General features: G+C 70.4%; 8 protein-coding genes. 4 read left to right on the top strand and 4 right to left on the bottom strand.

All coding sequences use genetic code 11. The features are described from left to right. Positions 1-32: 32 nt before the first annotated feature. The gene (locus GA0070619_RS11995; protein WP_088948136.1) at positions 33-2,915 is read left to right on the top strand and encodes a glycosyl hydrolase; all 2,883 of its coding nucleotides are present in this window, start codon (positions 33-35) and stop codon (positions 2,913-2,915) included. Between the two features lie 89 nt (positions 2,916-3,004). Here GA0070619_RS11995 and GA0070619_RS11990 read toward each other — a convergent pair whose 3' ends face one another. Continuing rightward, positions 3,005-4,378, bottom strand: coding sequence for an endo-1,4-beta-xylanase (locus tag GA0070619_RS11990; RefSeq protein ID WP_088948135.1), 1,374 nt, complete (start codon positions 4,376-4,378; stop codon positions 3,005-3,007). 397 nt (positions 4,379-4,775) lie between these two features. After that, positions 4,776-6,527 (bottom strand): family 43 glycosylhydrolase, encoded by a 1,752-nt coding sequence (locus GA0070619_RS11985; protein WP_197699672.1) that lies wholly within the window; start codon positions 6,525-6,527, stop codon positions 4,776-4,778. Positions 6,528-7,265: 738 nt separating this feature from the next. Between GA0070619_RS11985 and GA0070619_RS11980 the strand changes: the two genes are divergently transcribed. The 3 genes from GA0070619_RS11980 to GA0070619_RS11970 all read left to right on the top strand — a co-directional run bounded on the left by GA0070619_RS11980 (position 7,266) and on the right by GA0070619_RS11970 (position 11,699). Beyond that, positions 7,266-9,593, top strand: coding sequence for a beta-L-arabinofuranosidase domain-containing protein (locus GA0070619_RS11980; protein WP_088948133.1), 2,328 nt, complete (start codon positions 7,266-7,268; stop codon positions 9,591-9,593). A gap of 172 nt (positions 9,594-9,765) precedes the next feature. Further along, positions 9,766-10,704 (top strand): NHL repeat-containing protein, encoded by a 939-nt coding sequence (locus GA0070619_RS11975; protein ID WP_088948132.1) that lies wholly within the window; start codon positions 9,766-9,768, stop codon positions 10,702-10,704. Between the two features lie 131 nt (positions 10,705-10,835). After that, entirely contained in the window at positions 10,836-11,699 is an 864-nt protein-coding gene (locus tag GA0070619_RS11970) for an endonuclease/exonuclease/phosphatase family protein (protein WP_231927386.1), read from the top strand. Between the two features lie 62 nt (positions 11,700-11,761). On the opposite strand, the gene GA0070619_RS11965 is transcribed toward GA0070619_RS11970, so the two are convergent. Beyond that, complete coding sequence (locus GA0070619_RS11965; protein WP_088948131.1) at positions 11,762-12,646, bottom strand: MHYT domain-containing protein; 885 nt, start codon at positions 12,644-12,646, stop codon at positions 11,762-11,764. Positions 12,647-12,810: 164 nt separating this feature from the next. After that, a complete protein-coding gene (locus tag GA0070619_RS11960; protein WP_088948130.1) occupies positions 12,811-15,612 on the bottom strand; it encodes a DEAD/DEAH box helicase in 2,802 nt (933 codons plus the stop codon). Positions 15,613-15,614: the final 2 nt, after the last annotated feature.

Genomic DNA, 15,614 nt, shown 5'->3' with positions numbered 1-15,614 from the left:
AAGGGCCGCACCCGACGCGCGATGGAGGCACCATGAAACCTCCCGTCCCCCACCGCCGATGGGTCCTGGCCGCCACCACCGCGCTGGCCCTGATCGTCGGCGGCCTCGCGATCCCCGTCACCCGCGCCGCCGAAGCCGCGCCCGTCGGCGCCGGCAGCTACACCACCACCCCCGTCGGTCCGCTGCCGAGCGGGTGCGGCGCGATGTCCAGCAACCCCCGGCAGTTCGCCACCGCCAACGCGCCCACCGGTCCGATACCCACAAACGACTGGTGGTCCTCCCTGCTGTGGAAGCGCACCGACTGCTCCTTCAGCGAACCGCTGCACGCCCACCCGATCTCGTACGACACCTTCGGTGACGGGCTCGGCTTCTCCGCCAACTCCACTCCCGCCATCAGCGGCACCGCCACCGGCGTCGGGGAGTTCCACTACCCGTACGTGCAGGACATCCGGGTCGGCGTGGCCGGGCTCGCCGCTCCCCTGGTGAAGGTCGACGGCTGGACGGACTGGACTGTCAGCCCGCACTGGAGCGACGGCACGCGCACCATGCGCGCCACCATCGGCCACGGTCTGCCCTTCGCGTACTTCCAGACCACCGGCGGGAACGCGCAGATCAGCACCGCCGGCACCCCCGACGTCTGGTCCAACAGCGGCGCCACCATCGGTTTCCGGGTCAACGGCCACGACTACGTCGGGTTCGCCCCCAGCGGCGCCAGCTGGACCGTGGCGTCGGGCCGGATCTCGTCCACCCTGGCCGGTCGCGGCTACTTCTCCGTCGCCCTGCTGCCGCCGACGTCCAGCGCGACCGAGCGCGCCGCGCTGGCCGCGACCTACGGTCAGTACGCGCACGCCCACGTGACCGGCACCCAGGTCTCGTACGCCTACAACCCCGCGACCAGCGGACTGACCACCACGTACGCGTTCACCACGACCCCTCGGGAGGGCACCGCCACGCAGACCGTGGTGAGCCTCTACCCGCACCAGTGGAAGTCGCTGAGCGGCTCCACCGCGATCACGCCGACCTACCCGTCGGCGCGCGGCCGGATGAAGGTGCTCACCGGCGTCAACCAGTTCCGCACCGCCATGAAGTTCCAGGGCATCCTGCCGGAGCTGCCGGCCGTCGGTGACGGCAGCGGTGGCGACCTGTCGACGCTCACCGGGCACCTGGCCGCCACCCGCGCCAACCCGATGGACCAGCGCGGCAACGACACCTACTGGACGGGCAAGGGCCTCGGCCGCGCCGCGCGGATCGCCGAGATCGCCGACCAGGTCAACGACACCACGACGCGCGACAGCGCGCTGAACGCGATCCGTAGCACGCTCACCGACTGGTTCACCGCGTCCAGCGGCAAGACCAGCAGGGTCTTCTACTACGACAACACCTGGGGCACCCTGATCGGCTACCCGGCGTCGTACGGGTCCGACCAGGAGCTCAACGACCACCACTTCCACTACGGCTACTACATCGCCGCCGCAGCGACCCTGGCGAAGTTCGACCCGACCTGGGCGGCTACCAGCCGTTACGGCGGCATGGTCGACCTGCTGATCCGGGACGCCAACAACTACCGTCGTGACGACACCCGCTTCCCGTACCTGCGGGACTTCGACATCTACGCCGGCCACGACTGGGCGTCCGGGCACGGCTCGTTCGGCTCCGGCAACAACCAGGAGTCCTCGTCGGAGGGGATGAACTTCGCGAGCGCCCTGATCCAGTGGGGGCAGACGACCGGCGACACCGCCGTCCGCGACGCGGGTGTCTTCCTCTACACCACGCAGGCCGCGGCGATCCAGGAATACTGGTTCGACGTCAGCGACCAGAACTTCCCCGCCGCGTTCGGGCACTCGACGGTCGGCATGGTCTGGGGTGACGGCGGCGCGTACGCCACCTGGTTCAGCGCCGAGCCGGAGATGATCCAGGGCATCAACCTGCTGCCGGTCACCGGCGGTCACCTCTACCTGGGCAACAACCCGGCGTACGTGCGGACCAACTACGCCGAGCTCGTCCGCAACAACGGCGGACAACCGACGGTGTGGCAGGACATCCTCTGGCAGTTCCAGGCTCTCGGCGACCCCGACGCGGCGCTGGCGAACCTCCGCGCGAACCCGGGCTACACCCCGGAGGAGGGCGAGAGCCGGGCGCACACCTTCCACTGGATCCGCAACCTGGCGGCCCTGGGCAATGTCGACACGACGGTGACCGGCAACCATCCGCTGTCGGCGGTCTTCTCGCGCAACGGTGCCCGCACCTACGTGGCATCGAACCCGACCGCCGCGCCGATCACGGTGACCTTCTCCAACGGCACCACGCTCACCGTGGGAGCCGGCAAGACGGCCACCACCGGGGCGTACACCTGGAGCGGCGGCAACGCGGCCGGCGGCGTTCCCCCGACGACGCCGACGGACCCCCCGCCGACGGACCCCCCGCCGACGACCACCCCGCCGCCGGCCACGGGCGGTCCGACGCGGTACCTGCTGCCCGGAGGCGGGTTGGGCGCCGCCGGTGGCGCGGCCACGACGACTGTCGCGGCGGCAAACGGCAACCACGACGGTACGCCCACCAACGCGCAGGTCTTCACGGCCACCGGCCTCAACCTCGCCTACACCGGCGGGCAGACCACGTTCGACCTGTTCGTGGACGCCGGGACGGCGGTCGGCAACGGCGTGCAGGTGCGGATCTCCTACGACCTCACGGGCAACGGCAGTTGGGAACGGGTGGAGACCCTGCGCTACTTCGCCACCGACCCGGTCCCCGGGTACGAGCACTACACCCAGAACGCCGGCCTGTCCTCGGCCACCGGCACGTTGGGCGCACTGAGCAACGGCACCGTCCGGGTGGAGGTCTGGTCGGCGATCGGCAACAACCCGAGCACCGTGGGCATCGGCAACCAGTCGGTGCTGCGGCTTCCGTACTCCTGATCGACCCGTACGGCGCGACCTGATGTCGGCCGGTGCGGAGGACCGTCGTGGTTCTCCGCACCGGCCGACGTCAGTCGGTCATCGTGTGCTCAGGAAGCGGTGCAGGTGGGCGTCAGGCCGGAGGCGCTGCCGTTGCCCTGGAAACCGAACTCGGTGACCTGGCCGGCACCCAGCCGACCGTTGTAGTCCACGTTGGTGAACCGGACCGTGCCGGTGGTGCCACTGGCCGTCGCACTCCAGGTGTTGGTGACACTCGCGCCACCGGGAAGCGCAACGCTGACGTTCCACCCGTTCGTCCCGGCGGAACCGGCGGTCACCTTCACGGTGGCCACGAACCCACCGGTCCACGAGTTGACCGACACCGACGCCGAGCAACCGTCCGGCGTCCCCGGCGGCGGGGTCGTGGGCGGCGGGTCGGTGGGCGGCGGGGTCGTCGGCGGCGGGTCCGTGGGGATGCCCGGGCCGGCGTTGAGGGCGTTCAGGACGGCCGTGTACGCGGCCTTCTTGTTGCCGTTGCAGTCGAAGAGCAGGGCGTTGTCCGAACCCCGCCACGAGTCGCAGTCGCGTACGCCCCAGGTGGTGATGCCGGTGCAGCGCGAGACGGCCAGGCAGGCGCGGGTGACCGAGCCGTAGATGTTGGCCTGGTTGCCGCCGGTCATCACGTCCAGCTCGGTGATCTGCACGTCCACGCCGAGGTCGGCGAAACGCTGCAGGTTGGCCTGGTAGTCACCGGCCAACGACGTGCCCAGGTGCGACTGGAAGCCCACACAGTCGATCGGCACACCACGGGACTTGAAGTCCCGCACCATGTTGTAGATGCCCGTCGACTTCGCGTTGATCCCATCGGTGTTGTAGTCGTTGTAACACAACTTCGCACCCGGATCCGCCGCCCGCGCCGCCCGGAACGCCGCCTCGATCCAGTCGTTACCGGTGCGCTGCAGATTCGAGTCACGACGCCCACCACTACCACCGTCGGCGAACGCCTCGTTCACCACATCCCACGAGTGGATCTTGCCCCGGAAATGCGTCGCCACCTGCGTCACATGGTTGATCGCCGCGTTCCGCAACGCGCTACCCGACATCCCCTGCGCCCAGCCCGGCTGCTGCTGATACCACAACAGCGCATGACCCCGCACACTCATGCCGTTGGCCTGCGCATGACTGACCAGACGATCACCACCGCCGTAGTTGAACTGACCCTGCTGCGGCTCGGTGGCGTCCCACTTCATCTCGTTCTCGGCCACGACACTGTTGAACTCACGGTTCAGGATGGTCGTGTACGCGCTGGTGGAGAGCTTGCCCGTCGCGACGGCCGCACCGAAATAGCGGCCCTTCTCCGCCGCCGCGGCCCGCAGGGTCGTGCCGGCGCTGGCCGCGGTGGTCATCGTCAGTGTCATTCCGGCTGCCAGGGCGCCGGCCACTGCGATGGTCACCGCCGCTCGCAGGGCTCGTTTGTGGTTCATGCGACTTCCTTCTCTGTGGTGGTTCAGCGATGGAGGTGCAGCGCCCGAATCTGCCCCCGCGAATGTCGGAGAGACCGGCGGCGGCGATGTCAGCGCCGACGCCAGTGCCGATTGCGGATTCGTCCCAACCACCGGCGGGACCGTGACGAGCGAGAGCCCGGTGGCCGTCACGGCGCCGTTGGTGGGAGCCCTGCCACGACGTCCGGCATGCCCTGGGCGGACGTCGTGTGCGGAGGTGCGACCGGCAGGCTCGCCCGGTGAGCCACAGGTGCGGCCGCCCTCACTCATCGACTGTGAGCGATAACATGCCGTTCGTCAAGCGTCGAGTGGTGCTCGCGCCGATCCCGCGCTGCGGCGGACTGCCGGAGCCGTACGGGCACGGCTCCGGCACCGCGCGTCACTGGAACGAGGCGTCGTCGACGAGGAGGCTGTCGGTGCCTGCCGCCGTCTCCACGTAGAACGTGGCCCCGGTCAGCGTGCCGCTCCAGGAGACGGTCGCCGTGCCGGTGAGCTGGGTCCAGCCGTTGACGTTCACGTCCGCCGTGGGCGTCAGCTGAAGGTAGTTCGTCGTGCCGTTGGCGGTCAGCGCGATGGTCGCCTTCGCGGACGGTGTGCCGCTCTGCGCGCGTACCCAGACGCTCGTGGTGTAGCTCTTGCCGTTGGTGAGCTTCGAGGTCACGTCCTGGCTGGGGCCGTTCCACGCCGAGGTGCGCCCGGTGATCGACAGCGATCCGCTGCCGCCGTGCACGACCGAGGTGTTGGTGGAGAGCGTGCCGCTGCCGTTCACGCCCCAACCCGTCGTGCCGCTCTCGACGTTGCCGTTGGTCAGGACGTTCCCGCTGCCGCCGGTGCCACCGAACTGCCACCAGTTGAGGTTGAACAGGTTGCCGGTGCCGCCGGCGAAGCGCAGGTACAGGTCACGCGTGCCGGTCGCGCCGCTCACCGCGCAGGTGGTGGTGGCCCAGGTCTGCCAGCCGCCGGTGCCACCCACGGTGCAGGTGCCGACGACCGGGCCGCTGGCGCTGTCGAGCCGCACCTCGATCCGGCCGCCGCTGGTCGCCGAGGCGACCCGGGCGGTGAACGAGGTCGCGCCGCCGCCGAAGGCGACCCCCTTGACCTTGACGTAGTCGCCGTTCTCGATCCAGCCGACGTTCATGCCGCCCTCGCTGGACGGTTCCGTCTCGATGCCGGAACCCCAGGCGATCGTCTCGGCCTCCTGCCGCCCGTACGGATTCAGCGTGCCCACCTGCGGCGCCCCGGCGGTGCTCATGGTGATCGTCGGGATGGTGCCGTTGGAGTTGTAGCTGAACTTCTCCACCGCCACCGAGCGCGTGTAACCGCCGCCGCCGGGCAACGCCCCGTTGTGGTAGAAGAAGTACGAGCCGCCGTTGAAGTCGATGACACCGGCGTGGTTGGTGAAGCTGCTGCCCTGCCGAGGCATGATCGTCCCCCGGTACGTCCACGGTCCGGTCGGGCCCGGCGCGGTGGAGTAGGCGATGAACTCCGAGCAGCACTCGGCCGCGAACACGTTGTAGTACAACCCGTTGCGCTTGAAGACCCATGGCCCCTCCTCGTAGAGGGTGGGCCGGCTCGCGTTGCCGGTCCGGGTGCCGAACCCCGCCGTGGTCAACGTGATCCGGGTCGCGCTGCCGGAGTAGGAGATCATGTCCGAGTTCAGCTTCACGTACCACAGGCCCGGGTTGCCCCAGTACAGGTACGCCTGCCCGTCGTCGTCGATGAACACCGACGGGTCGATCTCGTTGTTGCCGACCAGAGGTCGACCGATGGCGTCCCGGAACGGCCCGGTCGGGCTGTCCGCCACCCCCACTCCGATGACCATCTGCCCGTTCGAGCGCTGGCGCACCGGCACGTACCAGTAGAACTTGCCGTTGCGGGCGATGACCTGCCCGGCCCACGCGTTGGCGTCCGCCCAGGCGAAGGTCGACAGGCTCATCGGCGACCCGTGATCGGTCCAGTTGACCATGTCGGCGGACGACCAGACGCGCCACTCACGCATGGTGAAGTAGGTGGAGCCGTCCTCGTCGTGTCCGGTGTAGAGGTACACCCGGCCGTTGTGCACCAGGGGTGCCGGGTCGGCGGTGTAGATGTGCTGGACGATGGGGTTGTCGGCCCTGGCCGTGCCGGGCACCAGTGCCAGTACGCAGACGATGCTCGCCAGCCAGGCGACGGCGCGTCGGGCGCGGCTGCCGGCGCCGGTTCTGGTGCGATCTTTCACCTTCACGATTTCTCCTACCGAATGCGCGGTGCGCGATGTCTGACTCGGCGGACTGCCGCCACCCGGCTGCCGATCGAGCGGGCGTTCGTTGTCGCCAGACCCAGCAGCACAAACGGGCATCCTGTTAGCGCTAACAGGTGATCGCCAATACCCCCTTTCACTGCCTCTGACCTGGGTTTTTAAACTGGCGTGAGACGACCGGCGCAACCTCGCCGTAACGCTGACGTATCAGCGCTGACATCCACGTTTTACGATGCACGGTACTGAGGGGTGCGGCGGGCGTCAACGGAGGGCAGGTCATCATGATCCGCCACCCGCCGATTCGGCCCCTTCCGCCATAACCTCCATTTCGGACCACGTCGGAGCCCTCAGGCCGTCGCCGAGGTGGGACACGACGCGGCCAGTCGTCCGAGGCGCGAGTTCGGCACGACCGGATCGGACAGCAGGCGTCACGGGGGTTGCGGGCATGTTAACGACCAACTATGTTAGCGATCACATTGACGTGGAGCGATTACACCGGGCAGCACGTGGAAGTCCACAGCGGCAGCACCCCACCCGCGACGGCCGCCGCCGGCGCGCCCAGCCCCGCCCGCCGTTGCGGTCGTTCACCACCAGACCCGTCCCGCTGTCACAAGTCCCTTTGGAGGTTCCATGCCACCCCTCAGCCGCCGACACCTGCTCCAGGCCGCCGGAGCCACAGTGGTGCTCTCCGCGACCGGCACCACTGTCGCCGCCGGCAGCGCGGCTGCGGCCGTGGTGCCACCGGTCCGGCCGGACATCGGCGTCTCGGCGTACCCGTTCGACCTCGGCCAGGTGCGGCTGACCAGCGGCCGCTGGATGGACAACCAGACACGGACGCTCAACTACCTGCGGTTCGTCGACGTCGACCGCATGCTCTACAACTTCCGCGCCAACCACCGGCTGTCCACCAACGGTGCCGCCACCAACGGCGGCTGGGACGCGCCGAACTTCCCCTTCCGGACCCACATGCAGGGGCACTTCCTTACCGCCTGGGCGTACGCGTACGCGGTGCTGGGCGACACCACCTGCCGGGACAAGGCGAACTACATGGTGGCCGAGCTGGCCAAGTGCCAGGCGAACAACGGGGCTGCCGGTTTCGGCGCGGGTTACCTCTCCGGTTTCCCCGAGTCCGACTTCACCGCGCTGGAGGCGCGGACGTTGTCCAACGGCAACGTGCCCTACTACTGCATCCACAAGACCCTCGCCGGGCTGCTCGACGTCTGGCGCTACACCGGCAACACGCAGGCCCGTACGGTGTTGCTGTCCCTCGCGGGCTGGGTCGACACCCGCACGGCCCGGCTCAGCTCCAGCCAGATGCAGTCGATGCTGGGCACCGAGTTCGGCGGCATGAACGACGTGCTCACCGACATCTACCAGCAGACCGGCGACACCCGGTGGCTCACCGCCGCCCAGCGGTTCGACCACGCCGCCGTGTTCAACCCCCTGGCCTCCAATCAGGACCAGCTCTCCGGCCTGCACGCCAACACCCAGGTCCCCAAGTGGGTGGGCGCCGCCCGGGAGTTCAAGGCCACCGGGACCACCCGTTACCGGGACATCGCCAGCAACGCGTGGAACATCACCGTCGGCGCGCACTCCTACGTCATCGGCGGCAACAGCCAGGCCGAGCACTTCCGGGCGCCCAACGCGATCGCCGGATATCTCAACAACGACACCTGCGAGCAGTGCAACACCTACAACATGCTCAAGCTGACCCGGGAGCTGTGGCTGCTCGACCCGAACCGGGCGGACTACTTCGACTTCTACGAGCGCGCGACGACCAACCACCTGATCGGCGGACAGAACCCGGCGGACAGCCACGGCCACATCACCTACTTCACCCCGTTGCGGCCGGGCGGGCGTCGAGGCGTGGGGCCGGCGTGGGGCGGCGGCACCTGGAGCACGGACTACAACTCGTTCTGGTGCTGCCAGGGCACCGGCCTGGAGATCAACACGAGGTTGATGGACTCCATCTACTTCCACAACGGCACGACGCTCACCGTGAACCTGTTCACGCCGTCGGTGCTGACCTGGTCGCAACGCGGCATCACGGTCACGCAGAGCACCAACTACCCGGTCAGTGACACCAGCACGCTGACCCTGTCCGGGTCGATGAGCGGCTCGTGGAGCATCCGGGTGCGGATCCCGTCCTGGACCAACGGCGCCACGATCGCCGTGAACGGCACGGTGCAGAACGTCGCCACCACACCGGGCAGCTACGCCACGGTCACCCGCACCTGGGCCGCCGGCGACACCATCACCGTGCGCCTGCCGATGCAGGTCGTCGTGCGGGCCGCCAACGACAACGCCAACGTCGCCGCGGTCACGTACGGCCCGTCGGTGCTGGCCGGCAACTACGGCAACACCGCCCTGAGCACCCTGCCGGCACTCACCGTCTCGTCGATCTCCCGGACCAGCACCACGGCACTCGCGTTCACCGCGAACGCCAACGGGTCCACTGTCAACCTGGCCCCCTTCCAGGACGCCCACGGATACAACTACACCGTCTACTGGAGCACCAGCGGCGGCGGCAGCACCGGCGGCAGCAGCCGCCTGGTCAACGTCGGCACCGGGCTGGTCCTCGGCGTCCAGAACATGTCCACCGCCGACGGCGGGCTGGCCGTGCAGTGGGGCGACAGCGGCACCGCCGACCACAACTGGGTGATCGTGACCGACGGCAACGCGGTCCGGTTCCGCAACGTCAACAGCGGCAAGGTCCTCGGCGTGGAGAACATGTCCACAGCGGACAACGCCCGGGTCCTGCAGTGGTCGGACAACGGCACCGCCGACCACCGGTGGATCCTGGTGGACAACGGCGACGGCACCTACAAGATCCGCAACGTCAACAGCAACAAGCTGCTCGGGATCCTGAACGGGTCGACCGCCTGGGGCGCGCAGGCCGTACAGGACTCGGACAACGGCAGCGCGGACAACCGGTGGCGGCTCGTACGCAACCCCTGAGATCCGCAGTTCGACGCGTCACCGGCGCGGCTCCTGAGGGCCGCGCCGGTGACGTCGGGCGTCGCACGCCGGGCGGGCGGACGGCAGCGGTCGTACAGTGGATCGGGTCCTGGCCCCAGTAATCGTGGCGGATGGGTCGGCTCGCGCCGCCTCGCCGCCCGGAAGGAGCACAGTGAACCGACCCCTCAGGGCCGCCCTCGGCGGCGCCCTGACCGCCGCCCTCCTGACCTCGGTCGCCGTCGCGCCCGCGCAGGCGCACCCCGGAGTCCGGCCACCCACCGTCCTCGCCCTACCCGACGGGTTCCAGCCCGAAGGCATCGCCACCGCAGGCCGATACGCCTACTTCGGCTCCCGCGCGACGGGCGCCATCCAGCGCGTCGACCTGATCAGCGGCCGGGGCACGACGATCGGCGCGCCCACCGGCACACCGTCGCTCGGCCTCAAGGTCGACGCACGCGGCCGGCTGTTCGTCTCCGGCGGCACGGCCGGCGACGCCCGCGTGCTCGACACCCGCACCGGCGAGGTGCTGGCCCGCTACCAGTTCGCCACCGCCCCGACGTTCGTCAACGACGTCGTCCTGACCCGCCACGCCGCGTACTTCACCGACTCCAACCGCCCGGTGCTCTACCGGCTGCCGCTCGGCCGCGGTGGCGCGCTGCCGCCCGCCGACGGCTTCACCACGATCGCGCTGACCGGCGCGTACGAGCAGGTCGGCACCGGCGTCAACCTCAACGGCATCACCACCACACCGGACGGCAAGGCGTTGATCGTCGTCCAGTCGACGACCGGCACGCTGTTCCGGGTCGACCCGGCGACCGGCGTGAGCACCGTCGTGGACGTGCCCGGCCACACCTTCACCAACGGCGACGGGCTGCTGCTGCTCGGCCGCACCCTCTACGTCGTGCAGAACCGCCTCAACCAGATCGCGGTGGTCACGCTCAACCACGCCGGCACCGCCGGAACGCTCACCACCACCATCACGGCCCCGAACTTCGACGTCCCCACGACCGTCGCCAAGGCACTCGGCCGGCTCTACCTGCCCAACGCCCGCTTCACCACCCCACCGACCCCGACCACGCCGTACACGGTCGTCGCGGTCCGCGCGCGCTGACCAGCCCGATGGGGGTACGCGCACCGCGCGTGCCCCCATCGGCATCCCGCGCCGGGTGAGGCGGCGGCCGGCCGCGAGTACGATCACGGGCACCGCGGCGACGACTGTCGCCTCCCCCACCCGGAGTGCGCGTGGCCAATCGTCTGCACCGGTTCCCGCGCCGAGCCCTGGCCGTGGGCCTCCTGATCGTCGCCGCCGGGCTGCCGGCCGGGCCGACGGTGGCCAGCTCCACGGAGACCGGCAGACCCACGGTCCTGCGGATGCTCCAACTGAACCTCTGCAACAGTGGCCGCGCCGGCTGCTACACCGGCCGGTCCGTCGCCGTCGCCTCCGACGTGATCAGGGCCGAGGCCCCCGACCTGGTCACCCTGAACGAGATCTGCGACGACGACGTGCCCGCCCTACGGCGCGTGTTCGAGACCGTCCACCCGGGTCGCAGCGTCGTGGCCGCGTTCCAGGCCGCCGGCGACCGGCCCAGCGGCGCCGACACCAGGTGTCGCAACGGTCAGCCGTACGGCATCGGGCTGCTGGCCCACGTCCGGACGCCGGACACCTCGCGCGTCGTGTACAGCGGCATCCACCCGACGCAGGACCTCGCGGACCCGGAGGAACGGGCCTGGCTCTGCGTCGACGTCGACGGCGGCCTGCTCGCCTGCACCACGCACCTGGCCAACACCGGTTACCGCGTCGCGCTCGCCCAGTGCGGCCACCTGCTCGACACGATCCTGCCGACGATCCGCCGAGGCACCGGCTCCGGACCCGCCGTGCTCGGCGGTGACCTCAATCTGCGGGCCGACGCCGACCCCGACGTGCGCTCCTGTGCGCCGCCGGGCCACTCCCGGGTCGACGACGGCGCACGACAACACATCGTGGCGACAACCGGCATCACACTCTGTTGCCGCAGGTCGGTGACCATGCACGGGGCCACCGACCACCCCGGGCTGCTGGCCACCGTCGTCATCGACGGCAGCCGGCCCGGGCGCCCGCCGACGTGAGCCGCCGGTGACCTGTCCGCCCGCCGACGTGAGCCGCCGGCGACCTGTCCGCCCGTCGCGGGTCAGCGGGGCGGAGTGTCCCGACGGGACGGGAACGGGGTGCCGGGCTGGCCGAGGGTGGAGCGGGCGCGCAGACCGACCGGGTCCGGGGCGGCGACGGGCGTCGCCGCGGCCGGTTCCGCGACCCGACGCCCGTCCAGGTACGCCGCGGCGGCCCGGTCGTCGTCGGTCGGGGCGGCGAGCAGGGCGTAGAGCAGACCGACCACCCCGAAGATCACGGCCAGCATGATCGGCACCAGCAGGGTGCTCACCCCGGCGCCGGTCACCTCGCCCGCCCGTTCGTGGCGGTGCACCGACAGGGCGCTCATCCCGGTGAAGTGCATCCCGTTCACGGCGACCCCCATGACCAGCGCGGAGGCGAAGATCGCCAACCCGCGGCGGACGGTCATCGCGAGCCACAGCGCGACGGTGGACGCCACGACGGCGATGACCACGGAGAGCACGACCCGGACGGGGTCGTAGTCGAGGCTGCCGTTGAGCCGCATCGCCGCCATGCCCGTGTAGTGCATGGACGCCACACCGGCACCGGTGAAGATGCCGCCGGCGATCAGTCGCACCGCGTTCAACCGGCCGGTGCCCACGATGGCCAGGCCGATCCCGACCGCCACCACCGCGATCGCCGTACTGGCCACGGTCAGCGGCACGTCGTAGCGGATCCGGGTGTTCTCGACGGCGAACCCGAGCATGGCCATGAAGTGCATCGCCCAGATGGCGGTGCCGCCCAGTGCCCAGGCCGACAGCAGACCCCACCAGGCCCGCTGGCCGTTCGTCTGCGCCCTGCGGATTCGCCCGGCGCAGACCAGACCGAGGATCGAGCCGAGCACGGACAGCGCGTAGCTCAGCGCGGGCGTGATCCACCCGTACTCAAAGTGATTGATCTCCGCCACGGCGGTTTCTCCCCATTTGTTAGCGGCGCGTCAACAAGGCGCTCCGGCAATGATCAGGGGTGCCGTGATCAGGCGCAACAGCGCCCCCCGGGCTATCCGGGGGGTGCTGTCACGGTGACCGTCCGATGCGTCGATTCGACACCGATGGTGATCGAATGTGGTGATCAGGCCGAGGTGTGGTACGCCAGGACACCCCGGTTGATCGCCGCGATCGCCTGCCGTGCCGTGGAACGCAGCTCCGGGGAGGCGCCGCCGGAATCGGCGAGTTGACCGAGGAGGTCGACCACCTGTCGCGCCCACCGGACGAAATCACCGGCGGGCATCTCACCGTCGATCTCGTGACCGCTGCCGAGCACCTTGGCCAGCACCTCACCCCGGGCCCACCGGTAGACCGGCCAGGCGAAGCCGAGATCCGGCTCCCGGGTCGCGTTCAGCCCGCGCGCCGCCTCGTCGGCCTCGATCTCTCCCCACAGCTTCAACGTCTCGTCGACCGCGTCGGCCACCGGCCCGCGCGGCAGCGACGCCCGCTCGTCGACGTCGCGGCGCGCCTCGAAGACCACCACGGACACCGCGGCGGCCAATTCGGCCGGGGACAGGCCGTTCCACACTCCGCGGCGCAGGCACTCGGCGACCAGCAGGTCCGCCTCGGTCCAGATCCGGCCGAGCATCCGCCCCGCGTCGGTGACCGCGCCGTCGCGAGCGAGGTAGCCACGGTCGGTCAACAGCGCGACGATCCGGTCGAAGGTGCGGGCGAGGGACCCGGTACGCCCGGAGACGCGCTCGCGCAGTTCCTCGGTGTCGCGCTCCAGCCGCCGACGCCGTTCCGCCCAGCGGGCGTGGTCCTCCCGCTCCGGGCAGGCGTGGCAGGGGTGGTTACGCAGCTCGGTGCGGAGCTGGGTGATCTGGTGGTCCTCCCCGGACACCTGTCGGGAACGGCCACCCCGTCGGCCGCCGTGCCGGTCCAGACCGGTGCCGCTGACCTCTGCGGCGAGATCCCGCCGAGCACCCGGTGAACGGTGGTTGAAGTGCTTGGGCACCCGGATCCGGGCCAGCACCTCGGCGGGGGTGGTGAAGTCGCCGGGGCTGACCCGTCCGGCCCAGCGGTCCTGGGTGAGCACCAACGGCCGGGGCTCACCGAACCCACCGGTCGCCGGGTCCAGCACGACGGCAAGCCCGGCCCGACGGCCCGACGGCACCCGGATCACGTCGCCGACGCGCAGCCTCTCCAGCGACGCCACCGCGGCGGCCTTGCGCTGGGTCTGCCCCTGCCGGGCGATGGCCTTCTCCCGATCGGCGATCGCCACCCGCAGCGCGAAGTACTCGTCGAAGTCGCCGTGGTGGCAGGCGGCCTCCGCGCCGTACGCCTCGATCGTCTCGGTGTTGCGCTGCACCTGCCGGGCCAGACCCACCACCGACCGGTCCGCCTGGAACTGGGCGAACGAGGACTCCAGCAGCGCCCGGGCCGGCTCCGCGCCGACAGTGCCGACCAGGTTCACCGCCATGTTGTACGAGGGCCGGAAGCTGGAGCGCAGCGGGTAGGTGCGGGTGGACGCGAGCCCGGCCACCTGCCGTGGGTCGGTCTCCGGGGACCACACCACGACGGCGTGCCCCTCCACGTCGATGCCCCGGCGGCCGGCGCGCCCGGTGAGCTGCGTGTATTCCCCCGGGGTCAGGTCGACGTGCGCCTCGCCGTTGTACTTGACCAGCCGTTCCAGGACCACGCAGCGGGCCGGCATGTTGATGCCCAGCGCCAGCGTCTCGGTGGCGAAGACCGCCTTGACCAGGCCGCGGACGAACAACTCCTCGACGATCTCCTTGAACACCGGCAGCATGCCGGCGTGGTGGGCGGCGAGGCCGCGCTCCAGGCCGTCGAGCCACTCCCAGTAGCCCAGCACTGTCAGGTCCTCGCCGGGGATGGCGGTGACCCGGGACTCGACCACTCGGCGGATCTCGGCCCGCTCGTCCGGCGAGGTCAGCCGGAGCCCGGCGGCGAGGCACTGCTGCACCGCGGCGGCGCAGCCGGCCCGACTGAAGATGAACAGGATCGCCGGCAGCAGGCCCTCCCGGTCCAGTCGGTCGACGATGTCCGGGCGCATCGGGCCACGCCAGCGCGGGCCGCGCCGACCCGCGCCGGGCCCCGCGCTGCGTCCCTCGCCCAACTCCAGCCGCCGCACGGTCTCCCGGGTGTAGCGCAGCAACTCGGGGTGCACGTCGTGCTTGCGGGCGGCGTCGGCGTCGTGGAACAGGTCGAACATCCGCTTGCCGACCAGCATGTGCTGCCACAACGGCACCGGTCGGTGCTCGCTGACCACCACCGCGGTCTCGCCGCGCACGGTGACCAGCCAGTCGGCGAACTCCTCGGCGTTGGAGACCGTCGCCGACAACGAGACCAGGGTGACCGAGGCGGGAAGGTGGATGATCACCTCTTCCCACACCCCGCCACGGAACCGGTCGGCCAGGTAGTGCACCTCGTCCATCACCACGTACGCCAGCCCCTGCAGCGTGCTGGAGCCCGCGTAGAGCATGTTGCGCAGCACCTCGGTGGTCATCACCACCACAGGCGCGTCGCCGTTGATCGCGTTGTCACCGGTCAGCAGACCGACCTGCTCGGCGCCGTACCGGGCGACCATGTCGTGGTACTTCTGGTTGGACAGCGCCTTGATCGGCGTGGTGTAGAAGCACTTGCGCCGGGGCGGCGGGGTCGCCGTGTCGTCGGCGGTCACGGGGTCGTCGGGCCGCCCGCGCAACGCAAGGTGGACGGCGAACTCGCCGACCACCGTCTTGCCGGCGCCGGTGGGTGCGCAGACCAGCACACCGCTGCCCCGCTCCAGCGACTGACACGCCTCACGCTGAAAGTCGTCGAGGTCGAACCCCAGGTCAAGGGCGAACTCGTCCAGCGCGGGAAACTGTGAGGCCTGCGCGGCCCGGCGGCGCGCCGCTGCGTAACGCTCGGCGGGACTCGACATGA

Source organism: Micromonospora zamorensis, assembly GCF_900090275.1.
Lineage (GTDB): Bacteria > Actinomycetota > Actinomycetes > Mycobacteriales > Micromonosporaceae > Micromonospora > Micromonospora zamorensis.
This window is presented reverse-complemented; position numbering and strand designations above follow the sequence as displayed.